This is a genomic window from Methanobrevibacter sp., assembly GCF_017410345.1.
Lineage (GTDB): Archaea > Methanobacteriota > Methanobacteria > Methanobacteriales > Methanobacteriaceae > Methanobrevibacter.
In genome coordinates, this window is the sequence record NZ_JAFQQZ010000033.1 from 1 (window position 1) to 24,274 (window position 24,274).

Annotated in this window: 19 protein-coding genes; 14 read left to right on the forward strand and 5 right to left on the reverse strand. The window is 36.7% G+C overall.

The genetic code is table 11. From position 1 onward, the window contains the following. Positions 1–35: 35 nt before the first annotated feature. From IJE13_RS04330 to IJE13_RS04350, 5 genes are all read right to left on the reverse strand, one after another. The gene (locus IJE13_RS04330; protein ID WP_292777503.1) at positions 36–1,493 is read right to left on the reverse strand and encodes an NAD(P)/FAD-dependent oxidoreductase; all 1,458 of its coding nucleotides are present in this window, start codon (positions 1,491–1,493) and stop codon (positions 36–38) included. Positions 1,494–1,605: 112 nt separating this feature from the next. Further along, positions 1,606–2,151, reverse strand: a complete 546-nt coding sequence (locus IJE13_RS04335) for a GNAT family N-acetyltransferase (RefSeq protein WP_292777504.1) — start codon at positions 2,149–2,151, stop codon at positions 1,606–1,608. A 219-nt stretch (positions 2,152–2,370) separates the two neighbouring features. Beyond that, positions 2,371–4,035, reverse strand: a complete 1,665-nt coding sequence (locus IJE13_RS04340; protein ID WP_292777505.1) for an AMP-binding protein — start codon at positions 4,033–4,035, stop codon at positions 2,371–2,373. Between the two features lie 122 nt (positions 4,036–4,157). Then, the gene (locus tag IJE13_RS04345; protein WP_292777506.1) at positions 4,158–4,727 is read right to left on the reverse strand and encodes an XRE family transcriptional regulator; all 570 of its coding nucleotides are present in this window, start codon (positions 4,725–4,727) and stop codon (positions 4,158–4,160) included. A gap of 197 nt (positions 4,728–4,924) precedes the next feature. Beyond that, positions 4,925–5,332, reverse strand: a complete 408-nt coding sequence (locus IJE13_RS04350) for a hypothetical protein (protein ID WP_292777507.1) — start codon at positions 5,330–5,332, stop codon at positions 4,925–4,927. A gap of 380 nt (positions 5,333–5,712) precedes the next feature. Between IJE13_RS04350 and IJE13_RS04355 the strand changes: the two genes are divergently transcribed. The 14 genes from IJE13_RS04355 to IJE13_RS04420 all read left to right on the forward strand — a co-directional run bounded on the left by IJE13_RS04355 (position 5,713) and on the right by IJE13_RS04420 (position 23,910). Next, the gene (locus tag IJE13_RS04355; protein WP_292777508.1) at positions 5,713–6,924 is read left to right on the forward strand and encodes an ammonium transporter; all 1,212 of its coding nucleotides are present in this window, start codon (positions 5,713–5,715) and stop codon (positions 6,922–6,924) included. Positions 6,925–6,944: 20 nt separating this feature from the next. Beyond that, positions 6,945–7,283 (forward strand): P-II family nitrogen regulator, encoded by a 339-nt coding sequence (locus IJE13_RS04360; protein ID WP_292777509.1) that lies wholly within the window; start codon positions 6,945–6,947, stop codon positions 7,281–7,283. A gap of 288 nt (positions 7,284–7,571) precedes the next feature. Continuing rightward, positions 7,572–8,693, forward strand: a complete 1,122-nt coding sequence (locus tag IJE13_RS04365) for an adenosylcobinamide amidohydrolase (protein ID WP_292777510.1) — start codon at positions 7,572–7,574, stop codon at positions 8,691–8,693. 112 nt (positions 8,694–8,805) lie between these two features. Continuing rightward, entirely contained in the window at positions 8,806–9,636 is an 831-nt protein-coding gene (locus IJE13_RS04370; RefSeq protein ID WP_292777542.1) for an ATP-binding cassette domain-containing protein, read from the forward strand. A gap of 189 nt (positions 9,637–9,825) precedes the next feature. After that, positions 9,826–11,022 carry a hypothetical protein gene (locus IJE13_RS04375; RefSeq protein ID WP_292777511.1) on the forward strand — a complete coding sequence of 399 codons (1,197 nt, stop codon included), beginning with the start codon at positions 9,826–9,828 and terminating at the stop codon, positions 11,020–11,022. A gap of 224 nt (positions 11,023–11,246) precedes the next feature. After that, complete coding sequence (ribC, locus tag IJE13_RS04380) at positions 11,247–11,705, forward strand: riboflavin synthase (protein ID WP_292777512.1); 459 nt, start codon at positions 11,247–11,249, stop codon at positions 11,703–11,705. Between the two features lie 136 nt (positions 11,706–11,841). Beyond that, entirely contained in the window at positions 11,842–12,549 is a 708-nt protein-coding gene (locus IJE13_RS04385; protein ID WP_292777513.1) for a glycosyltransferase family 2 protein, read from the forward strand. A 54-nt stretch (positions 12,550–12,603) separates the two neighbouring features. Further along, positions 12,604–12,972, forward strand: coding sequence for a DUF2304 family protein (locus IJE13_RS04390; protein ID WP_292777544.1), 369 nt, complete (start codon positions 12,604–12,606; stop codon positions 12,970–12,972). Positions 12,973–13,047: 75 nt separating this feature from the next. Beyond that, a complete protein-coding gene (locus IJE13_RS04395; protein WP_292777514.1) occupies positions 13,048–13,767 on the forward strand; it encodes a (Fe-S)-binding protein in 720 nt (239 codons plus the stop codon). Beyond that, positions 13,764–14,990 carry an LUD domain-containing protein gene (locus IJE13_RS04400; RefSeq protein WP_292777515.1) on the forward strand — a complete coding sequence of 409 codons (1,227 nt, stop codon included), beginning with the start codon at positions 13,764–13,766 and terminating at the stop codon, positions 14,988–14,990. The genes IJE13_RS04395 and IJE13_RS04400 overlap by 4 nt, the downstream gene beginning before the upstream one ends. A 372-nt stretch (positions 14,991–15,362) precedes the next feature. Then, on the forward strand, positions 15,363–19,883 hold the full coding sequence (locus IJE13_RS04405; protein WP_292777516.1) for a hypothetical protein: 4,521 nt from the start codon (positions 15,363–15,365) through the stop codon (positions 19,881–19,883). A gap of 155 nt (positions 19,884–20,038) precedes the next feature. Next, entirely contained in the window at positions 20,039–21,277 is a 1,239-nt protein-coding gene (locus IJE13_RS04410; RefSeq protein WP_292777517.1) for an MFS transporter, read from the forward strand. Between the two features lie 226 nt (positions 21,278–21,503). Beyond that, positions 21,504–22,058: a LemA family protein gene (locus IJE13_RS04415; protein ID WP_292777518.1), complete on the forward strand. Its 555-nt coding sequence runs from the start codon at positions 21,504–21,506 to the stop codon at positions 22,056–22,058. A 64-nt stretch (positions 22,059–22,122) separates the two neighbouring features. After that, positions 22,123–23,910 carry a DUF2207 domain-containing protein gene (locus IJE13_RS04420; RefSeq protein ID WP_292777519.1) on the forward strand — a complete coding sequence of 596 codons (1,788 nt, stop codon included), beginning with the start codon at positions 22,123–22,125 and terminating at the stop codon, positions 23,908–23,910. The last annotated feature ends 364 nt before the right edge of the window (positions 23,911–24,274 follow it).

The window sequence follows — 24,274 nt, forward strand, 5'->3', positions numbered from 1 at the left end:
ATAAAAAAATTTAAAACATAGAGTAATTCTATGTTCTAAAATTTATAATGAATATTGTGCAATTTGTACAAGCATACTGAACTGCTTGATGGGAATGCATAGATCATATCATCTAACTCATCAAGACTAATTTTCTGATTTATGATGAATGTGAACATATTTGCAACATTCTCAGCATCTGCAGCATAGATTTCAGCACCTACAATCTGAAGGTCCTTATCTACAATGACCTTTGCTTCTGCGGTTCTATCGTTTTTAAGTTCTAATGAGTATGATTTACCATATCTGATTCTGTGAACTTCATATTCATCCATCTCTTCAGCCACAAAGGCTGGAACTCCAACAGTGGCAATTCTTGGTATTGTATATGCAACTGCTGGAACAACAGGGTAGATAATCTTATCCGGATTTTCTTCTGCCAAAGCCTTTCCAAGGTATTTTGATTGATGGATTGCAACTGTTACAAGCTTTGCAATTCCGCTGTCTGCAACATCACCGCATGCATAGATGTTAGGCACATCAGTCTGGAGGTATTCATTTACCTTGATTCCTCTTTTGGTATATGGCAATCCTACATTCTCAAGACCTATGTTCTCTACATTGGCTTCCCTTCCCATTGCTGAAATGACATAGTCTCCAGTCAATTCAAGTCCGCTTTCACATTTAACTGTAAATCCATTCTCATAAGCCTTATTGTCAATCTTTGCATCAGGATCCCTTAATTCATCATCGGTGTTCAATGCCTTTTCAAGATTTAAGACCTTTTCTTCAGGATTATTGATTGTTATACTGTCGTCTTTGATTATTTCATTGACAGTTTCGTTGAAATGGAATCTGATGTTTTTTTCCTTTAGGATTTCAATTACATTCTGAACATATGGCTGGTGGAAGTATTTCAATGCCATATCCCCTCTGATGATTACATCAGCTTCAAGGCCAGCCTCTGCAAGTATTGAAGCGAATTCCATTCCTACAAAGCCGGCACCTATGATGATTGCATGCTTTGGAAGCTCGTCAATGTCCAAAAAGTCAGTGCTGTCATGGAGGTATTCCTTTCCCGAAATGTCTGGAATGACCGGTTTCAATCCTGTACAGATGACTATCTTTTCTGTTGTGAATTGCTCATCTCCAACTTGAACGGTATGCTCATCAATGATGATTCCCTTTCCATGAGCTGTGTCAAGGTCATATTCCTTGAACTTATTGTCTAAAAATGGTGCCATTCCTGCAATGCGCTCACGTTTCAATTTCATAAGGTCCGGCCAGTTCACTTCAAAGTCACCTGATTTTCCACAGCCTTCAAAATTCTCTCCCAATGCCTTTATTTCATAAGGGGCGTCAAGCAATGCCTTTGAGTTGCATCCTCTGTTTGCACAGGTTCCACCGTATAGGCTTTCCTCCACAATCAATATCTTAAGGCCAGCCTTTCTTAGGAAACGGCCTCCCTGCCATGCTGCATTTCCACTTCCAATATATATTACATCATAATCCATTTCAATCATCTGATATTGTTTTAAAATTACTATATTATTTGTATTAAATAGTATAAATTATTATCTTTATGCCTCTTTAATTGATTATACTTATATGATGGAGAACTCCTATTCATTTTTTTATTATCTTTCTGAATCTAAACATCTCCTCATCCATTCCTTCATCATCTGAATGTTCACAGTCCTCTTCGTTTGGATCTGGATTGTATTTGTTGTAAAACTCTACAATATCGAATCCGCATCTGTTTACATAGAAGTGTATGTTTCGCTTTTCAAAGTAAGGTGTTACAGTTTCCCAAACCCTAACTTCCGGATGAATCTTTTCTATTTCACACCATGCAGCAAATCCGATTCCTTTGCTGTGGGCTTTAGGAGAAACGAATAGAATCAATAATTCCCCTTCTTCTCCATTCACTTTAATTATTGCGCCGCCCACTATTTCATTGTCAAGCATTATGCGATATGCTTCCCCTTCCTCTATGGATTTTTCTATGGTATCTCTTGCTATGATCTGTCCATCTTCTTCAAAGTTATCGTATAATCGTCCAAATTCTTCCAAAGCACCATAATTGAATGCTTCCTGATTATCAATTATAAATTGCTCTTTATCATCATCCTCCAATGGTTCAAGTGAAATATTGGCCTTTTCCTTATTCATATCCCATCACCATCATAAAATTGTTAAAAATGATTATTAATTAATTTAGTTTAATATTAAAAAAAGTTTTTCATTTGCTTTGAAAGATTAAATAAAAATTTTAAATTAAAATAGTTGGAATTGTTTTTAAAGTCGAAAAATAGCATAAGATTATTAAAAATATAGGTCTGTTAATAATTAAAAAAGTTAAAAAAAGAAAAAAAAGCAAATTGAGAAGAATTATAATTCTCCTCTTGCCCTTCTCTCATCGAGAAGCTTCAATCCGATTTCTCCCAATTTGTATTTCTGGATCTTACCGCTTGTGGTAAGTGGGAACTCGTCTACAAAGAATACATATTTAGGAACTTTGTATCTTGCAATCTTACCGATGCAGAAGTCTCTGATGTCAGCTTCGGTAACATCTTCGAATCCAGGCTCTCTGATGATGAATGCTCCTACCAATTCACCGTACTTTTCATCAGGAATACCTGCCACCTGAACATCCTGCACGCATTCGTGGGTGAAAAGATATTCTTCGATTTCCCTTGGATAGATGTTCTCTCCACCACGGATGATCATGTCCTTGATACGTCCTACAATGGAGTAGTATCCCTCTTCATCAACGGTTGCCAAGTCACCGGAGTGTAGCCATCCGTCAGGTTCGATGGTTTCAGCGGTCTTTTCAGGCATGTTGTAGTATCCTTTCATCACGTTGAATCCTCTGCACATGATCTCTCCGGTTTCTCCAGGTCCAAGCTCTTCGCCGGTTTCAGGATCTACAATCTTCACTTCAATGTTAGGGAACTTTCTTCCCACGGTATTGATCTTTTTCTCAAATGAATCAGCGGCATTGGTTTGTGTAAATCCAGGTCCCGCTTCTGTAAGTCCGTATACGCTGGTAATCTCGGTCATGTTCATCTTATTGATTGCATCCTTCATTGTCTCAACGGGACAGGTGGAACCTGCCATGATACCTGTTCTAAGTGATGACATGTCAAACATCTCAAACATAGGATGGTTCATCATGCCTATGAACATTGTAGGCACTCCATAAACGGAGGTACATTTTTCCTTTTGAATTGATGAAATTGCAAGAAGAGGGTCATATTCCTCAAGCACAACCATGGTGGATCCATGGGTGATTACTGCCATTACGCCGAGTACAGTTCCGAAACAGTGGAATAATGGCACTTGTAATAGAAGTCTGTCATTAGGAGTATAGTTCATGTTCTCTCCAATGTAATATCCGTCATTTAGAATGTTACGGCTGGTAAGCATTACTCCCTTAGGGAATCCTTCGGTACCGCTTGTATATTGCATATTGATTACGTCATTTTGTGTGACTGCATCCTTAATCTTTTGATATTCCTCTTCATCATAGTTCATTCCAAGGAGCAATAATTCGTTTGTGTTGAACATTCCCCTGTGCTTTTCCTGTCCCACATGGATTATGTACTTCAAGTAAGGGAACTTTTCGCTGTTCAAATTGCCTCTTGCGCTTGTAAGCATTTCCGGCACAAGTTCGTGGATGATGTCAAAGTAGCTTGTGTCCCTGAATCCGTCGGTCATTCCGATTGCCTTCATTTCGGATTGGCCTAATACATATTCCAGTTCATGGGATTGGTAAGCTGTGTTGACGGTTACAATAGCTGCACCGATTTTGGCGCATGCAAACATAAATGTAAGCCATTCCGGCACGTTTTTAGCCCAGATTCCCACACGGTCTCCAGGTTCGATTCCAATTGATAGCATTCCTTTAGCTAAATTGTCTACCCTTTCATCGAACTCCTTATATGTAAATCTTAGGTTTCTGTCGGGATAAACGATAAATTCATGATCAGGTTGCTTTTCAACCATATTTTCGAAGAATTTACCAATAGGAAGTTCAGTAAATAGTTCACTCATATTTTCACCCTTTCAATAATTATCAGGTTTTATATTTTCTTCTTTAATTTTTATTTTTTTAATTTGCTTCCGTATAAAGGTTAAATTAAGTTAAATTCTCAATCTTTTAGTCAATAGTTAATTTAATAAGGGGTGTATAAAACAGCCAATATTTTTGCTTTGTCTCCACTGGAGTGTAAATGATGAGGTACAACGGAATCATAGAATATGCTGTCTCCTGCAGCTACAGTGAATTTGTCCTTGCCGTATTCCACTTCAATCTCACCTTCCAATACATAAATGAATTCCTCTCCTTCGTGGGAAGATAACTTATGTTCCTTTTCATAGGTGATGTCAATTATATATGGGTCGATGTTTCTGTCTATTTTACCTGCACCTAATGAGTGGAATTCCAAATTGCTTGCATTGGTAACGTCTTCTCTTCCTGAGAAGTATAATACGTTGTTTGGTTTTCCGCCTCTTACAACAACAGGACCAAGCTGTGGAGTGTCATCAAGGAAAGTTCCGACTCTAACACCAAGGGCCTTTGCCATTTTGGTAAGTGGTGTGAGGGAAGGGATAATCTCTCCATTTTCCATAGCTTGAAGAACTTCTAATTTAACGTCACTTTTTTCTGCTAGCTCTTCAATGCTCATGTTCTGTCTTTCTCTAATGCTCTTTACCTTTAAAGCAAATTCTTTGTTTTCTTTCATCGTTTCACCTTTATACATGATTATCTTAAATTCTGTAATATTTTGATTTATTATTTTATTTGTTTTTATTAATTATTTTAAATGATATAAATATAATTTTATTATGTATTCCCTTTTAACGAGTAATTTTACATTAAATGATTTAAAAAAGAGAATTTAGAAGTTAAGTAAATTTAATAAAAAAAGATTTGGGGAAATTATTCATCATCAACATCATCTGAATGACTTGGTTTTGGTTTGGAATTTGAATTATCTCCTCCGCCATTTTCATTATTATTTGAATCTGAATTGCCGTTCTGATTGTTGCCATTTGGTTTTGTATCATCAGAATCGTCGTCATCATCTTCTTCTATAGTGGAATTTGAATCAGTTGCATTGTCAGTTTCGTTAACTTCTACTACCTTTTTTTGTTCATAAACTGCATTTATGCTTGCTGGAGCGAAATTGTCATCGTCCAACGCAATCATCTTGTCGGTGTCATTGATTCCCGGAAAGGATGATGTGACAAAATCTCCGGTAAATGCAGCTGCAAAATTACTCAATCCCAAGGCAAGGATTGCAATGACAAAAAATATGCAGAATTTGGCTTTCCGATCAACTTTCAAATTCTCACCTCTTTGAACTCATTATATTATATATAAATTAAAATACATTATTAATTTTTTATTTAAATAGTATTTATATATTATGGTAATATTTATTTTTATTGTCTTTTTTCCTGTTCTGTTTCGTGATTGTTTAGCTTAAGGACATTAAAAACAGTTATCTATGTTAATTCTTTCATTTATTTAGTTATTTCCATTTTTTTAGGCTTTTAGCAGTTTTTTCATACGGAATATTTATATACTATGAAAACAAATACTAATATGTCGGAAGTCGGAAGCCGCCTTCCGATAGGAAATAAAAAAATGATTTTATGTAGAAAAACTTAGTGATTATTTCCTTAATTTTTATTTATTAATTGATTATATGAGAAAATGATAATATGGTTATGTTAAGTACAGGAGATACTGCATGGATCCTCATAGCAACCATTTTGGTTCTATTGATGAGCATCCCTGGAGTAGCTTTCTTTTATAGTGGTCTTACAAAAAGGAAAAACGTATTGAATACAATGTTTTTAACATTTATAGCATTCTCCATAGCAAGTATCATATGGGTGGCTTATGGATATCCATTTGCTTTTGGAGATGTGAGCATAAGCGGTTTGATTGCTGAGCCTGCACATTTCTTCATGTCTGGAATCGGCGTCAATGACTTGACTGGATCAATTCCTACAATACTCTTTATTGTATTCCAATTGACATTTGCAGGTCTTACCGCAGCTCTTATTTCTGGAGCTATCGTAGGAAGGATGAAGACATCCGCTTGGATAATTTTCATAATTGCATGGGTGACTATAGTCTACATCCCTATAGCCCATTGGGTATGGGGAGGAGGATGGCTGATGCAAATGGGTGCTTTGGACTTTGCAGGAGGTACTGTAGTCCACATCAACTCAGGTGTAACAGCACTTGCATTGGCACTTGTTCTTGGAAAAAGGAAAAATCCTTCATTGCTACCTCATAACTTAGGTTACTCTGTCTTAGGTGCAGGATTCCTATGGTTCGGATGGATGGGATTCAATGGCGGTTCCGCTCTTGCAGCTAATGGGCTTGCAGCTTCCGCTATCTTGGTTTCAAACATCTCAGCTGCAACTGCACTCATCACTTGGGTAATACTCGATAGCGTTAAAGTCGGAAAGCCTACCATGTTAGGTGCGATTACCGGTGGTGTTGCTGGACTTGTTGCAATCACTCCTGCAGCAGGATTTGTGGATGTTCCAGCATCAATAATCATTGGTTTTGTAACAGCATTCGTATCCTACTTCGCAATTTACTATTTGAAATCAAAATTAGGCTACGACGATGCTTTGGATGTATTTGGAGTCCACGGGCTCTCTGGTGTATGGGGGGCAGTGGCTACAGGTATTTTCGCTTCACCTGCAATCAATGGGGCTGCAGGTTTGATATTCGGAAATCCTAGCCAAGTTACAATACAGATCATCAGTATTATAGTAACTGCAGTCTATGCATTCGTTATCAGCATAATTCTTGCAAAGATTCTTGATAAGACAATTGGAATCAGAGTTGATGAAAAGGCTGAAATCGAAGGGCTTGATGCAAACTTGCACAAAGAATCAGGATATAGGTTATAGGTTTTTAGGTTGTGATATTTATGAAAAGGATAATTGCTGTCATTCGTGAGGAAAAGTTTGAAAGCGTTAAGAAGGCATTGCTCGATGCAGGCTGTGAAGGAATGAATGTCTTTGAGGTCAAAGGTAGAGGAAGGCAAATGGGAATCAGGGAATCCTATAGAGGCTCCAGCTATTGCATTGACCTCATTCCAAAGACACGTCTTGAACTGATTGTGAATGATGAGGATCTGGAACGCATCCTTGATGTGATTGTGGAAAGCGCACGTACAGGGGAAGTCGGAGACGGAAAGATATTCGTTTCAGATGTTCAGGAAGTTATCAGGATCAGAACTGGGGAAAGAGGTATGGATGCTGTCTAACAAGCTTTTCCAGGCCTTCGGCCTGCAAAACCTTGACCAAAACTTTTTCCCAGCTTTTACTCGCCTTCGGCTCGTAAAACCTGGACCAAAACTCTTTTCACTAGTTGGGAATAATTCCAACTGGTTTTTCTTTTCCTTTCCTTCTTTTAATTATTTTTTTACTTTTTTTATTCTATTTCTATTCAATTATTTCATTTTTTTATTAAATTTAAATACTATTTTTTATAAATTATAATTAGAAAAGATAAAATTAATTTTTTTAATAAAACTATTTTTTTGAGGAATCCTATGTCAATTGATGAAAACCAAGAATTTGAATTATTGCTTAAGACAAGTGATGGTGATGAAATACTTAAGAATTCAGACACAGTGCTTGTCAAGTTCGGTCCTAAAAGGAATGGAATAGTCACTTCTTGGTTAAATGGAGGATACAATGAGGATTTATCTGCCGTTTTCAATCATCAGCTATCCCAAGAGAACATTGACAAATATGGGGATGGAGGCATATTGGATTTCCTAAATGACCTGTCTTCCAGTTTTTCCAATGATTTGGATTTGAGAAGCGACAAATTAAGCGGTCTCATCACATCTGCAGACATGGGCCATTATTCAATTGCCTGTGAAAAGTACAGGGATATTGAAGTGATTGCAATCACAACAGCAGGTGCCAGAGTGAATGCGGTTTCAGCAGGAGACATTGCTTCCTATTATGAAATCAATGCAGATTACAGATACGATTTGGATAAGGATTCAGATAACAATCAAGATCCGAATAAGCCTGGAACAATCAATACAATCCTTCTGATCAATACAAAACTGGATGAAAGTTCACTTCTTTTGGCAGAGATGATTGCTGTTGAGGCAAAAGCGGTGGCCCTTAGGGAATTGATGATATCAAGCAACTATTCAAATGAGATAGCCACAGGCACAGGCACAGATGGAATAGCAATTTTCTCTAATCTTGAAAGCGAAAACTTTACAGACAATGTGAGCAAGCATGCAAAGATAGGGGAGCTTATAGGAAAAGCGGTAATTAGCTCTATTAAAGAGTCTTTGGCTAAACTGCAATGGTTGACTCCAACTTATCAGTTGAATGCATTGGTCAGACTGGACAGATACCAATATGATTTGGATGATTTTTACAAGAATTACTTGCAGAACTATGTAAAAATGGATGATGAAGATGATAAAAGGGAATTTGTCATCTCATTGATTGAAGTCTCTAAAAATCCGGAGCTTGTTGCAAATGTCTCATTGATCATTCATCTCTTGGACCAATACAGATGTGGATTGCTAAGCAAGAAAACAGTTTTAAAGGTCTCCGATTCAATTTTGGAAAATCAATTCAAGAGAGATGATTGGCATTCAATGAAATTGCTTTTGAAATATGTAATTGAAACCCAATTGTAACATTTATTCGATAGTATTACTTTTTTTAAGATTTTAGAGGGTTTTTTATTACTTTTAAAACATTTAAATACTTTTATTTATATAAAAGTAAATATTAGTTGGAGGTTTTAGTATTTTAGAGGCAAGAAATATAGTTTACGAATATCCTGATGGGACAAGGGCACTAAATAACATTAACTTTAAAGTGGAAAAAGGAGAAATGATAGCTCTTTTAGGAAGGAACGGAGCTGGAAAATCCACACTCTTTTTGCATTTCAATGGAATCCATATACCAAAGTCCGGTGAGATTTATATTGATGGTGAGAAGTTGGAATATGATAAGGAAAGTCTTATGAATGCTCGTCAGAAAATAGGGATAGTATTCCAGAACCCAGATAATCAATTGTTCGCTCCAACTGTAGAAGAGGATGTTGCCTTCGGACCAATGAACCTTGGATTGCCTATTGAAGAGGTCGAACAAAGGGTAAAGGATTCCCTTGAAAAGGTTGGAATGGCTGGATTTGAAAAGAAATCTCCTCATCACTTAAGCGGTGGTCAAAAGAAAAGAGTGGCCATTGCAGGTATTCTGGCCATGAAACCTGAGCTCATGATTCTTGATGAGCCAACATCAGGTCTTGACCCAAAAGGTGCCTCCCATATTCTTCAATTGTTGTATCAGTTGAATAAGGAAGGAATGACCATTGTCATTTCAACTCACGATGTGGATTTGGTTCCTGTATATTCTAGTCAGATTTATCTCATCAGTGATGGTGAAATAATAGCTGAAGGATTGCCTAATGAGGTCTTCTCTGATGTTGAAACAATCAGGGATGCCGATTTACGTCTTCCAAGAATGGCACATCTTGCTGAAATCCTTGAAAAAGAGGATAAGATTGATTTCGATGGAGATTATCCATTGACCATCGGGCAGGCACGTAGAAAGTTCCTTGATTTAATGGACTAATTTTTTTATTTATTATTTTCACATTCTTTTTCTAACTTTTTTTAACTCTTTTATATTATTTTTATTCATTTTGTGCATTTTTTTAATCATTTTTTCTCATTTTTAAGTTATAATATTATTTAAATAGGATTATCAATAAAAAAATTAATAGAAAAAACTTTAAAATTACCTATTTTTGTGTTGATTTAAATGACTGAAGAGATTATAAGCCAAATCAAGAGGAATTTAAGCGGAAATCCTGATTTAGATAGGGATTATCTGATATCCCAATTGGATTATTATAAGAATCATGAATCCGCTTATGAGATAATCAAGGAGATTTCAAGGTTGATTTGGCAATCTTTAGACTTTTTTCATGAGGAAGAAAGCATCACCTCAAAGAAGACAAATGTGTCCAGAATGCTTGATGAAGTCATTCCACTTATTGAAAATAAGGAAAGGGATTTGGCTTTGGAAAAGCTGGACAGCTTCATGAGTCATTTTGAAGACAAGTATGAAAGCAAATCCGACCATAAGGAAAGTGACTTAAAATCTAACAGGTCCATTGCAGAAATACAGTATATGAGATATGAGGAAAACAAGCTCTCCAGAGCTCCAAGGTCATATCAGACATATCCGAAAAAGGAAGATAAAAGGGTCAATTGGCGTAAAGAGGTAAAGATCAATAGAATCAAAAATGTCAAAAAGGATGAAGCCATTGAAAAGGAATATCACAGTTTCCTAAATCCTCTCGAAGAGATCTTATTCTATCAATACATTGGCCTAAATCATGAATTGGCTTACATCCCATTCAATGAACCATTGTTTGACTTGTATTACATTTATGGAACATTGCTCTTGGAAAATGACGATTATGCAAAGGCAGAGGAATATCTGCTTAAAGCATTGAGAATCAATCCTGTATCTTCAAAGACCATATTGTCCCTTGCAGACATTTACAAATCTAAGACAAGAACCTACAATAGGTTTTTCCTATATAATGTGGATGCATTGAAGTTCGCTTATAGGAAGGAGGATATAGCAAGAGCCTATCGGAATTTCGGATTCTTCTATATTGAGGAGAATCAAATGGACATTGCTGCTGTATTCTATGATTACAGCCTGAACTATGACTTCAATAGGCAGGCTTTCAGAGAGCTTGAATATATTAAGTCCCGTGGAATCGATACTGAAATTGAGGCAAGGGATGCGGAAAGGATAATAGAATCCAAAAGCATTCAAGTGGGAGTGAATCCTTTCATCCTAGACACATTAAGGATTATATGTGCGGATTTGGAAAATAAGAAGAACGATGTCGGAGCATTGTATTTCTATAGGATATTGTATGATCTGACTAAGGACAATCTGATTTTAGGCAGAATCAATTCAATTCAAAACAGGATTTGATTTTCATATTCTTTTTTAATATTTTTCAATTTTTAATTTTTTTTCATTTTTTCTAAAGAACATTCATTCAATTAATTTACTTTATATATAATTAGAAACATATTTAATTATGTATTAAAATATTAAATCGAATTATTATTAAAAATTATTAAAATCAATTTATATTAAAAAATTTATTTAAAAAATTTATTTTAATCAATCAATTATTATTTATGGTGAGTTAAATGAGAATAGGAATTGCAGATACTACATTTGCTCGTTATGATATGGGTGCTGCAGCTATTGACGAACTGAAGAAAAACGCTTCAGACCTAAAGATTATTCGTGTCACTGTTCCTGGTGTAAAAGACCTTCCTGTTGCAAGCAAAAAGCTTATTGAAGAGGAAGGCTGTGAAATCGTCATGGCATTGGGAATGCCTGGACCTATGGAAAAGGACAAGATGTGTGCTCATGAGGCATCCACTGGGCTGATTCGTGCTCAGCTTATGACAAACACCCACATTCTAGAGGTATTCGTTCATGAGGATGAGGAGGAAGACCCTAAGGAGCTAAAGAAACTTGCAGACAACAGGGCTCGTGAACATGCCCAAAACCTCATTAAGATGATGTTCCATCCTAAGCAAATGAGAAAAGAGGCAGGAAAAGGAATGAGAGAAGGAAAAGAGGATGTTGGTCCTTTATAATGATTAATTGTTTTAATTTTAATCATGATTATTAGGTTTAAAAAATTAGAAAAATAGTTTTATTAAAGATTTATTTAAAATTAAAGAATTAGAAAAATAAGTTTTATTTAAAAATTTTATTTAAAATTAAGATAATATGTCAGAAATAAATTCAGATATCACTAAAGACGTTTACTTGGTTGTTCCGGCATTCAATGAGGAAAAGACCGTTTCCCAAATCATTGAAGGAATAGCTGAAAGGGGATATAATGTGATACTGGTCAATGACGGTTCAAGAGACAAGACACTAGATTTGGCCATTGAATCAAAAAGGAAGTATCCCGATCAGATATTCGTAGTCTCCCATGTAATCAATAGGGGATTGGGTGCTGCATTGAAGACAGGAATGATTCTTGCACTTAAAAAAAGGGCAAAATACATTGTAACCTTCGATGCTGATGGACAGCATGAGATAGGAGACATTCCAAAGGTCTGCAAGCCATTGCAGGATGGAGAAGCTGATGTTGTAATCGGTGCAAGGCCATTTGAGGACATGCCAATAAGCAAAAGCTTTGCAAACTACATAATGAATGCATTGACCTTAATCTTCTACGGAAGAAAGGTTAAGGATTCACAATCTGGGCTAAGGGCCTTCACTGCCCAAGCGGCAGATGCAATCAATATAGTCTCCAGAGGGTATGGTGTTTCATCCGAATTCATTAAGGAGATAAGCGATAAGAATCTTAGATTGGTTGAAGTTACAATCACAACAATCTACACTCCAGAAACCCAAAATAAGGGAACAGATGCAATTGTCGGATTAAAGATCTTAAGTAAAATGATCATTGACTTATTTAGGATATAATTAGGTTTTTACAATTATTAGAATATTTAGAATATAAGAGGAAGTGTTATTATTATAGGTCCGTTTCGTACATATCAGGTTTTATTAGTTATTGCAACTATAATAGTCATAATATACTTCTATAGGAGATTGAGAGTTAAGAAGATCACCCCAGCCACATTCGTATTGTGGGTTTTAGTTTGTTTAATCGTCAATTTCTTTGCTTTCGCACCTAAATTCAGTGACCCCCTTGCAGGATTCTTCGGTTTTGGCAGAGGATTGGACCTCCTCCTTGTTCTTGGATATGCACTTCTTGTTTATGCGATTTTCAGACTATATGTGAAAATCGATGAATTGAATAGGAACACAACCGAATTGGTTAGGGCTTTAGCCATTAAGGATGAAATCAAATTGGAAGATATCGATAAGGATGAAGATGAATAAATGTCTCATCTTTAATTTTTTTTTATTTTTATTATCATTAAATAATTAAATATTTAGTTTAATTAAGGTTTTATTATGTTATTGTATTTTAGAGGATGTACAGCTCGTGAAAAACTGAATTCAATCAGCAAAGCCACCGAAAGGATCTTAAGGCACGCAAAGATCAGTTATGAAACTTTGGAAGATGAAAAGTGCTGTGGCTCAGTGCTACTTAGAACCGGTTTTTTAGAGGATGCTATCGAGCATATGAATGGCAATTTGGAGGATTTTGAAGGAAGAACCATTCTCACCTCATGTGCTGGCTGCTATAAGACATTAAAGGAAGACTATAAGAAATACCTTGGTGTTGACTTGAAGGTCATTCACATTTCCCAATTGCTGGAGCAACTGATCAGGGAAAATAAGATCTCTCTTAAGGGAAACAATGATTTGAATGTAACATATCATGATTCCTGCCATTTGGGAAGGCATGCAGGGGAATATGATGCTCCAAGAAATGTCATCAACTCAATATCCAATCTTGTGGAAATGGAAAATACGAAGGAAAAGGCAAGATGCTGCGGTTCCGGAGGAGGAGTCAAATCCGCTTATGGGGAATTGTCCAATTCAATTGCAGATTTGAGAATTCAAGAGGCTAGGCAAACCGATGCAGACTTATTGGTGACTGCATGTCCATTCTGCAAATTGAATCTTAGTCAGAATTCCCAAGATTTGGATGTCTTGGACTTGTCTGAATTTGTTCTTAAGCATCTGGATTTAACTGAAGATTGTGACAAAGAGGGTGAAATCCAATGAAGGAAGAGGAAATAGAATCTATGAGACATGTATTCAGTGGCCTCAAGGATAGGATAGAGCCCCTTGTAAAGACTCCAAAGATAAAAGCTCTCCAGCAAAGGGTCATAGACATTAGAAAGGATGCGATAGACAACAACGAAGAGCTTATAGCCATTGCAAAGGAGAGCTTGAAGGAGAACGACATTGACTTCTTTTATGCAGATGATGATGAGGCAGCACGAAAAATATTATGGGATTTAATAGATGAAGAGATTAAATCAAGTAATTTAAATCCAAATGAAGTTTACATAGCGAAATCCAAATCCAATACATTACGTGAGATCGATGCAAGTCAGTTTTTAGAAGAGAAGGGCATGATTATTGTTGAGACAGACTTGGGAGACAGAATTCTGCAATTGAAAAAGGAAGATAACAGTCCTGTTCACCCTACTGGTCCCGCTTCCCATTTGACAGTTGATGACATCGCAGGGATTGTCAATGAATCCATGGGGTTGGATTTGCCTGCAGTACCAAGGCCTATTATGGAGGCTGTGAGAGCTGATGTTTTAGGATTGATTGAAAAGGCTTCCATAGGCATCAGCGGTTCCAATTCAATCGCTGCAGAGGATGGTGCCATCCTAATGGTTCATAATGAGGGAAACATCAGCCTGGTTCAAAACAAGAAGCTCCATATTGTCCTTGCAGGAATAGACAAACTGGTGCCTCTTATAGAGGATTCCGTTTCTATCGCCAAGCTGGAGACTGCATTTGCAACCGGAAAGCCGGTGACTTCTTATATCAATATCGTCGCAGGACCTTCAAAGACAGCGGACATTGAGAAAAAGCTTCTAAAGAATATGTACGGTGCGGAAAGGGTAGCTGTCATATTGCTGGACAATGGCAGAAAACAGGCATTCAAGGAATGCCTTTGGTGCATTGGCTGCGGCAATTGCATTGTGAATTGTCCTGTCTATAATGTTGTTGGGAATGAGTTCGGTTATCACAGCTATTTAGGTGGCAGAGGTGTTGCAATGAGCAAATACCTTAAGGATAACCAAGGTTCCGTTGATTCCGGCTTGTATATGTGCACCTTATGCGGAATGTGCACTGAAAACTGTCCTGTTCTCACTCCTACAAATGAAATCATTGAGAAATTAAGGAATTCCACTCAAAAAGATGGGCTTTCAATGAAACAGCATGAGAAAATCAGAGACAACATTAAGGATAAGGGATCTCCTTATTAATTATCTTATTTTCTAATCTTTCATTCTTTTTATTATTTTTAACTATTTTTGTAATTTTTATTCTTATTAAAATATTGATTTAATTTAGTAAATTCTAATTTTAGTCAAATATAATAATTATTTCATAATTTACTCTTTCATTATAATTTTATTTCAATTTTAAAACAATATTTCACTTTTAAATCAATTTTAAAGCTTTAAAAACTGTTTAATTTATAAATGATGACTAACTAACTATTTTTGAAGACAGATATTTTCTAAAAATTCTTTTTGAAAATAAATTTTTATTTTTGAATTTCAGTTCTATTAAAATTTCTACTCGGAATCTTTAGAATTTATTTCTCTTCTAAATTTTTATGAGGTGTTAATACATTGAAATTTAAAATTATATATTTAATTTGTATGATTCTCTGTGTATTTTTAACATTTTCAACTGTTAATGCAACGGATTTGGATGATTTTGGTCCAAATTCCCTTGCAATAGATTCACAGTCTGAATCTTCCTTTGCAAATTTAAATGAAGACTTAAGTGCGAATATTGTAAAAAGTGATGAGGATGAGGATTGTGTAGAATCTGTGAATGAATTATCTAACTTAGATGAGGATTCAAATCCTTCTTTAAGTTCTATTAATTCAGATGAGAATTCTCTTAAATCTGCTATTAGTCCCAGTGGAAATACATTCAGTGACATTCAAAGTTCAATAAAAAGCGCTAAATCTGGGGATGTCATTGAATTGAATGGAAAAACCTTCACAGGCAATGGCTCCAGAATTGTAATTGCAAATAAGTCCATTACAATAAGGGGCGGTGAGGGTTCAACTATGGCAACACTCGATGCAAGGAACATATCAGCAATTTTTAAGATTAGCAATTCAACCATAAACATATTTAATTGCAATCTTATCAATTCAAAGGGCATATGTGTTTACATCCTAGGTGGCAATGGCTCAATCGTCAATTGCAATTTTAGGAATAACCATGCAAATACCCTTGACGCACATCTTCTTGTAGATGAGAACTGCACTAATTTCCTAGTGGAAAATTCAAGCTTTATAAATGGTTCATCATTTGAATATTCAAATGTTGCAGTCATTGCAAGGAATTCCACAGTTAGGAATTGCACATTTATAAATAATGTTGTTGAGAATGATTATGGAGTTCCGGTTACTGGAGGAGGCCTTCAAATTGGCCAATATCCTGATATGATAAATGAGGGCAGTGTAATAAACTGTGTATTCATTAATAATTCTGCGATTTCCAATTCAGGCGCTCATGCTGGAGCATTGTGCTTCCGTCCAGGCATAAAGGTTTTCAATTCCACCTTTATCAGCAATTACTGCAATAATATTGGCGGTGCAACCACATTGCATGCTGATGGGGAAATGTTCAACTGCATTTTCATCAATAATAGTGCAGGCGTGTATGGAGGTGCGATCAGCACTGGATTGAATGAGAATAATATCAGTGTAAATATAAGTTCATGTATTTTTGAGGACAACTCTGCCCCTATGGGCGGTGCGATTCAAGTGAAAGGAAATAATGTAAAGGTTGTTAATTCCACATTCATTGGAAATAATGCCAGCGACAGCGATGGCGGGGCATTGTTCATTATGGGAAATGAGGCAATAATTATCAATTCCACATTCAATGAGAATTTTGCCAAATGCATTGGTGCAGGTGTTCTAATCAATGGAACAGATGTTACCATTTTGAATTCAAGCTTTGATGCAAACGTTGCAGACTATGGTGGTGCAATCTATGTTGTCGGATCAAATTCCAACATATTCAGTTCGAATTTCACCAATCATAAGGTAATCAACGGTTCTGTTTTCATCAAAGGTCCCAATACCTATGTCTATGACAGCAATTTCAAATTCAACTGCGGTGAAAACGGAGCTGCAATCTACATCAAAGGATCAGAGAATAATCTGATATTCAATAATTTCAGCTTCAACAATGTCACTAAAAGAGGCGGAGCCATCTATATTGAAGGGTCCAATGCAAATATCCTTGCTTCTGATTTCCTAAACAACTCCGCAATTCCAAATAAGTCTGACATTCTAAGCGGCTTAGGCGGTGCGATATACATAAAAGGAAACGACAATACCATCGATTCTTCCAATTTGACCTTCAACAGGGCAAGAAACGGCTCAGCAATATATACCGATGGAGTGAACATGGTCCTGTCAAATGTCAATTTCGACAAGAATCAGGCATGGTCATATATTCTGGATTCAACAGTATATCCGCTCATCAGCTATTTCAACGAAAGCGATATTCTAATTAATTTGACTTTGATTGGCGGCAATAATATTGCAAATGCAATCTATAATACTGCATCTATCGACGAAATATATTTCCATAATGTCAGCTATATATCCTCTAAGGGTCCGAAAGTGACTGGAGATGATGAGATACATCCTGTAGATGGTGCGGAAAACAGTTTGAACGGCAGCTTATTGTATCAGGATGACCGTGAAGACAACCAATTGGTCAATGTCATCATCTATAGGGAGCATTCAGGCAATGAGCCAATAAGAGCCCTTGATGAAGATTTCCTTTCACATTATGAGATTATCCTTAATGAGACATTCACAACAGGCATTCTTGGAAACATAAGCTTCAATCTCAGCGATTATCTTGGCAGTCCATTGAAGGCGGGAAAGTATTATCTCTACGCTGAGCATCTTGAAGATGACTATTACAAGGAAATAGATGAGACAAATGACTTTGACATCATTCCTCTTGTTGATGTGGCCATTGACATTGGCTCCAGCAGAGTGAATGTTGACTTCAACAAAACTGTCAAATTCACTGTAAAGGTCAGGAACAACGGTCCAAACGATGCAAGTGAAGTAAATGTCAATGCAATTGTCCCCGAAGGATTGGTCTATCTTTCATCATCACCTTCAGCAGGTGCATATGATCCGGAAAGCGGCATTTGGCATATAGGATACTTGGATGTGGGGGAAAATCAGACCCTGACAATCAATGTTTTGACAAACAGGACAGGACTTATCGATTATCCTGTTGATGTATCCTCTCTTGAAGAGGACTGCAACATGACAAACAACCAGGACAACAAGACCATAAGGGTTCTTATGGCTGACTTGGCCATAACTGTCAATGCATCTGAGGAGATTGCAAACTTTGGAGGCATTGTCAATTGGACAATAAGCGTTGTAAACAATGGGCCTAACAATGCAAGCAAGATAGTGGTTATATTGGACTATCTGGATGGCGAATTGGTCTATTTGGACAGTTCCAATGACAGCTTTGATCCTTCAAACAACAGGTTGGAGATTCCAAGCCTATTGGTTGGAGATGAAATCAGCTTTGACATTTCAACCAAGCTTAATGTTTCCAATATGACAATAAAACTCAATGGAACTGTAAGTGCAGACACTTATGACCCTATAGAATCTAACAATTTTGATTCGGATAGCGTAAATGCCTTGCCTTTATGTGATTTGATAACTAAAGTGAGTGTGTCTGAAAGTCCGGTGAATAAGGATGATGTTGTTGATTGGGTTGTTGTTGTTTCCAATGATGGTCCTGATGGTGCCAGTGATGTTGTCCTATCATTGTCTGATTTGGAGTCCTTGGGATTGATTGTTATAAATTCCTCTGATGAATCATTTGATGATGATGAGGGCATATGGACAATTGGCGATTTGGCTAGCGGAGATGAGCTAACTTTGGTCATTACAACTCAAGTAGACAAGTCAAATGGCAATATCACTGTTGTCGGTGAGGTTGAGACAATTACTAAGGAGTCTGATTACGAGAATAATGTTGACAATGATTCCTTGGCTGTAAATCCTTTATGCGATTTGATTATCAGCATAGATGTATCCAATGATACTGTAAATTATGGCGACATTGTTGATTGGATTGTTGTTGTTTCCAATGATGGTCCTGATGGTGCTAGTGATGTTGTGGTTTCCCTATCTGATTTTGAGTCTTTAGGTTTGCTTGTCTTGAATGCTTCTGATGATTCCTTTGATTTGGAGGATTATGAATGGATCATTGGAGATTTGGATGCTGGAGACAGCGTTTCCTTTAACATCACAGTAAAGGCAAATAAGTCAAATGATAACATCACTGTAAATACTGATGTGGAAACAAGCACTTATGAACCGAACAAGGAAAACAATCATGACAATGAAAGCTTGGAAATACTTCCAATCTGTGATATAGCGGTAAATATCGTTCCTGACAATGACACTGTCCATGTTGATGAGATTGTAAACTGGGTAATCAATGTAACAAATTATGGTCCTGATAAGGCAGATGAAGTGAATGTATCCAACAGTTTTCCAGAAAACTTGGAATTCATTGATTTTGAGTCAAACAATGGAGAATTGGAGCAAATCACCGATGAAGAGGGAAATGTCATAGACATTATCTGGAAAGTAGGTGATTTGGAGAGCAATGAGTCTGCAATATTGGTAATTTCCACTAAAGCGCTGGGAGAGGGAACTGTCTTGAACAATGTAAGTGCAGATTCCTCCACTCCGGATATCAACGAATCCAATAATATTGACTCTGCAAGCATCGATGTGATTCCAGCAGATGAAAGCTCTGATGAAAATCCAGATGATGGAAATGAGTCTGATAATAATCCCGGAAATCCGGAAAACAATTCAGATGAAAGTTCTGATGATTACGAGGATTATGATGATGATTTTTCATGGCTTGACTATTTCCTGGACAATCCTAATGGAAATGATGCTGGGAATAATGATGGTGATTTAGGTCCAAAACCTAAAAATCCTATGAAAAATCCTAAGAAATCAATAGACCTTTCAAAAAAGAAAACTGCAAATCCATTTGCTTTGGCTGTTTTATCCTTGTTTGCTTTGTTTGCATTAAGCTATAGGAAAGACTAAAATCTTATTTTTTGGAGTTCATCAACTCCTTTTTTTATTTTTTAATCATTTTATAGATTATCATCCATGATATGATTCTTATTTTTTTATTCATTTTACAGTTTATCCTCCAATTTAAAAAAATTTTTTATATAAAAAAATACAAATTTTAATTAATGAATGCTGCAGAAACTTCCAATCGAAATGATGATAAGATATTTACAAAGGACTTCTTTTTAATATTCGGTGCATTGCTCTTTTCCGCCCTTGTAATGTATGCGTTGATGTCTACCGTAACTGAGTATGCAACATCCATGGGAACAAGCGCAACCATTGCAGGACTTGTATCCGGAATATACATTTTCGGAGGCCTCTGTTCAAGAATCTACTCTGCAAATGCACTTGAGAGAAGGGATTGGAAGAAATTAGCCATTGTTTTTCTAAGCATTCACTTTTTGGCATGCATCTTCTACTTTTTTGCAAATAACGTGACTTTCCTTTTGATTGTAAGGTTCATTCATGGGCTTGGATTTGGGGCTTCCGCAAATGCAATCGTAACCATCGCAAGTGCGATTCTTCCTAAAAAACGCTTTGGAGAGGCTTTCGGATACTTCATGCTGGGAACTACCATTGCAGTCGGATTAGGCCCTTACATTTCAGGATTCTTCTATGACAATTGGGGATCCTTCGGTTCATTCTCTCTTGCCACAAGTTTCGCAGCCCTTGGACTCTTGTGCATTTTGCTTCTGGACATCACCAAATATGAGATCATCCATAACAATGAGATTGAAAACCATATGGAAAATGAATCCATTGAAGCAGAGGATTCATTGGAGGAAAAAGGAAAAATCAGAAGAGTCATAGATAAGATATTTGAGATTCCTGCAATTCCAGTTTCCCTTTTTACTGGACTTACAAGCTTAGGATACGTTTCCATCCTATCATTCTACAGATTATATGCTGTTGAAGTGGATTTGGTAAGCGCATTCTCCCTATTCTTTATAATCTATTCAATCGTTCTGGTGGCTTCAAGGCCTATTGCAGGGAGAATTCAGGACAAGCATGGTGACAGGATCATCTGTTTCACAGGAATCATTGCACAGGCAATCGGTCTCTTCTTGATCGCTTGGATGCCTTCAACCATAACAGTCTTTATCTGTGCGGTATGTGCCGCACTTGGTTTCGGTACATTGAATTCAGCATGCACAGCCATTGTTACAAGGGACACCACCGCAAATCGCCGTCCTTATGCAATATCAACATTCTTCATATTCTGTGATGGAACAATGGGATTCGGACCTGCATTGCTAGGGTCTTTCGTTAGTGCAAGCAGCGGATATGCTCCCGTTTACTTCATATCCTCTTTCATAACATTGCTTGCATTGCCAATAGCCTTCTTTGCCCTTAAAAGATAGCTAAATAAAATATTCTATTTTTATATCAATTTTAAATCAATCATAGTTTACTTTTTATTAAAATATTAATTCTCATCAAATTTAAATGTAAAAGAATAAATATTTAAATGATAATAAATAAGTTCATAATAGTTATAATCTTGACTTATTATTCTTTAATCAAAGCATAAAAGACATAAGTCAAATGATTGTAATGATTATAAGCTAATGTATGATAGGTGAAACTATGAGTATTCTATTAATAATTTTAATCGTTATAATAATCATCATTCTTGTAGGCGTTGTAGCCATTTACAACGGCCTTGTAACTTCAAGAAATAAGGTAAAGAATGCATGGGCTCAAATTGATGTCCAATTGAACAGAAGAGCGGATTTGATTCCTAATTTGGTTGAAACCGTAAAGGGATATGCCGGTCATGAAAGCTCTGTATTTGAGGAAGTGACTGCAGCAAGGGCAGGATTGATGAATGCAAACGGCGTAAAGGAAATCGGCGAGGCCAACAATCAATTGTCAAACACATTGAAGACCTTGTTTGCCGTTGCTGAAAACTACCCTGAATTGAAAGCAAATGAAAACTTCAAGGAATTGCAAGCCCAATTGTCTGAAACCGAGGATAAGATTGCCTACTCCAGACAATTCTACAATGACACAGTCTTGATGTACAACAACAAATGCCAAACTTTCCCAAACAATATATTTGCAGGAATCTTTGGATTTAAGGAAGCTGACTTCTTTGAAGCTGCTGGAGAAGCAAGATCCGTTCCTAAAGTTGAATTCTAATCTTCTATTTGGATTAAATTTAATATATGGGTTCATTTTCCATATATTAATTCAGGTGAAAACCATGAATTTGAAAAACAAGGCATTGGCAATTCTCTTAATCTCCATATTCTGTTTGTCCGCATTGCCTGCAGTATCTGCTGTAGACTATTCGATTCCATATGCGAATGTGGACATTCAGGTATATGATGACGGGTTGATCAATGTCTATGAGGAAATTGACTATCATTTTGATTCATCAGCCAATGGTGTCTATAGGGACATTCCACTAAAGAAGAACCAGTCTGTCGAGAACCTTCAGGTCTATGTGGATGGAGCTTATGCCGATTATCAGATCATTGACCAAGGAGGTCAGGAGAGAATAAAGATTTACCTTTACCGTGATGCGGCAAAGACCCAAAAGATTCTCCCTGGGACTGATGTGAAGGTCTATCTCCAATATGACTTCACACATGTCGTAAAGGTCTACAATGATGTAGGTGAGCTGCAATATAAGGTCTGGGGAGATGAATGGGAAGATGATTTAGGTTCCTTGGATGCCGTTATCCGTTTCCCAGATGACAAGAAGCTTGAATATTGGATCAATCCGGCATATAGCGATGCAAAGGCAAAATGGTCAAACGGCACTTTAATCATTTCAAGTGATGGCGTTTCAGAAGGGGATTATGTAGAGGCAAGGGCTCTCATTCCATTGGAGGAATTTTCATCAAGCACTCCTTATGCACAGCATATCGACCAGAATGCTGCAGATGAGATAAGGAACATGCAGAAGAATGAGGAAAACACCCAATATATGCTAAGCACAATCGGTTCAATCGTCAATTATCTGCTCGTTGCCCTATGTGCCATTCCACTTGCAATATACTATAAATTTGGAAGGGAGCCAAAGACTGACTATCAGGGAATCTATGAGCATGAGCCTCCAACAGATGACCCTCCTGCATTTGTAAATGCATTGATGGGTGGATTTGGAAAGAATGTAGGTAATCTCGACCAAAAGGCCTTCCAGGCTACAATCATGGACTTGATCAACAGGGGAAAGCTTGGCGTGGACTCTGAGGAGGATACTGAATTTACCAAGACCACTTTCCTTACAGTCAAGTCAACAGATGGATTGGAAAGGTATGAAAGGGAGCTTATCGACATTCTAAGGACATATGAATTGAACGGCAGGATAAGCTTCTCATATATGCAGGATTGCCTTAGGGAGGAATATCAGGCTCGCTCTTACCAAGACAGATACAACAATTGGTGTGAAAACTTCAAGGCCGACTATCTTCCTGATGAAGTGTTAAGCCAATACTTTGATCAGACAGGCTCAGACTATATGATGTACTTTGGAATAGGCGCAATTGTCTTGGCCATTATCGTAGGAGGATTATCTCTCTTCCTTCATTTCAGAGGAAACTTCATAACCACTTTGGTTGCAGTCTTCTTTGCAATAGTCGGTGGGGCATGTCTCATATTGCCATCTGGAATTGGAGGCAAGTACACCTTGAAGGGAATGCTTTATGTTGAAAGATGGGAGAAGTTCAAGAAGTTCCTGAAGGATTATTCATTGATCAAGGAGCATCCTCCTGAATCAATTGCAATCTGGAACAAGTATCTGGTCTATGCAACTGCTCTTGGAGTGGCGGATCAGGTCTATAAGGCAATGAAGATGCATGTCTATGGCGGATTGGACAATCCTAATTACACAACAAATGATTTGTTCATGTTCTATTATCTTGGTGGATACAATCATATAAACAGTTCATTTGCAACTGCATCATCTACCATTTCAGCTGCCAACAATGACTCCATAGGAGGAATCGGAGGCGGTTCCGGTGGTGGAGGTGGTGGTGCTTTCTAACGCCCCAGCTTTTACGTTGGCTTCGCCAACGCAAAACCTGGACCAAAACTCTTTCACGGCTTATGAATAAAATAATCTTTTTATTTTTTACTTTTTTTTACTTTTTTTTTAATTCATTTTCATTCCTATTTTTTATTTAAAGTATTACTCTTTTTGATTTTTTATTATTACTTTCACATTGTTATTTTTTTAAAAAATAATACTCTTTATAAAGAGTATTACTGATTTAAGCTATTTTAAGGCCTCAGTAATAAGAAAAACTTTATATGATTATTACTCCAATATATTAATTGAGCATGATATTACTTTTTGGCAAATTTTTATTATTTTAAAAAAATATTATCGCTGTGTTACCTTAAAGTTA

Excerpts from the sequence above, each read along its gene's own strand:
- IJE13_RS04330 (WP_292777503.1), bottom strand. The coding sequence starts at position 1,493 with ATGGATTATGATGTAATATATATTGGAAGTGGAAATGCAGCATGGCAG.
- IJE13_RS04410 (WP_292777517.1), top strand. The coding sequence starts at position 20,039 with ATGAATGCTGCAGAAACTTCCAATCGAAATGATGATAAGATATTTACA.
- IJE13_RS04385 (WP_292777513.1), top strand. The coding sequence starts at position 11,842 with ATGTCAGAAATAAATTCAGATATCACTAAAGACGTTTACTTGGTTGTT.
- IJE13_RS04365 (WP_292777510.1), top strand. The coding sequence starts at position 7,572 with ATGTCAATTGATGAAAACCAAGAATTTGAATTATTGCTTAAGACAAGT.
- IJE13_RS04360 (WP_292777509.1), top strand. The coding sequence starts at position 6,945 with ATGAAAAGGATAATTGCTGTCATTCGTGAGGAAAAGTTTGAAAGCGTT.
- IJE13_RS04355 (WP_292777508.1), top strand. The coding sequence starts at position 5,713 with ATGGTTATGTTAAGTACAGGAGATACTGCATGGATCCTCATAGCAACC.
- IJE13_RS04400 (WP_292777515.1), top strand. The coding sequence starts at position 13,764 with ATGAAGGAAGAGGAAATAGAATCTATGAGACATGTATTCAGTGGCCTC.
- IJE13_RS04395 (WP_292777514.1), top strand. The coding sequence starts at position 13,048 with ATGTTATTGTATTTTAGAGGATGTACAGCTCGTGAAAAACTGAATTCA.
- IJE13_RS04340 (WP_292777505.1), bottom strand. The coding sequence starts at position 4,035 with ATGAGTGAACTATTTACTGAACTTCCTATTGGTAAATTCTTCGAAAAT.
- IJE13_RS04420 (WP_292777519.1), top strand. The coding sequence starts at position 22,123 with ATGAATTTGAAAAACAAGGCATTGGCAATTCTCTTAATCTCCATATTC.
- IJE13_RS04375 (WP_292777511.1), top strand. The coding sequence starts at position 9,826 with ATGACTGAAGAGATTATAAGCCAAATCAAGAGGAATTTAAGCGGAAAT.
- IJE13_RS04345 (WP_292777506.1), bottom strand. The coding sequence starts at position 4,727 with ATGAAAGAAAACAAAGAATTTGCTTTAAAGGTAAAGAGCATTAGAGAA.
- IJE13_RS04415 (WP_292777518.1), top strand. The coding sequence starts at position 21,504 with ATGAGTATTCTATTAATAATTTTAATCGTTATAATAATCATCATTCTT.
- ribC (WP_292777512.1), top strand. The coding sequence starts at position 11,247 with ATGAGAATAGGAATTGCAGATACTACATTTGCTCGTTATGATATGGGT.
- IJE13_RS04335 (WP_292777504.1), bottom strand. The coding sequence starts at position 2,151 with ATGAATAAGGAAAAGGCCAATATTTCACTTGAACCATTGGAGGATGAT.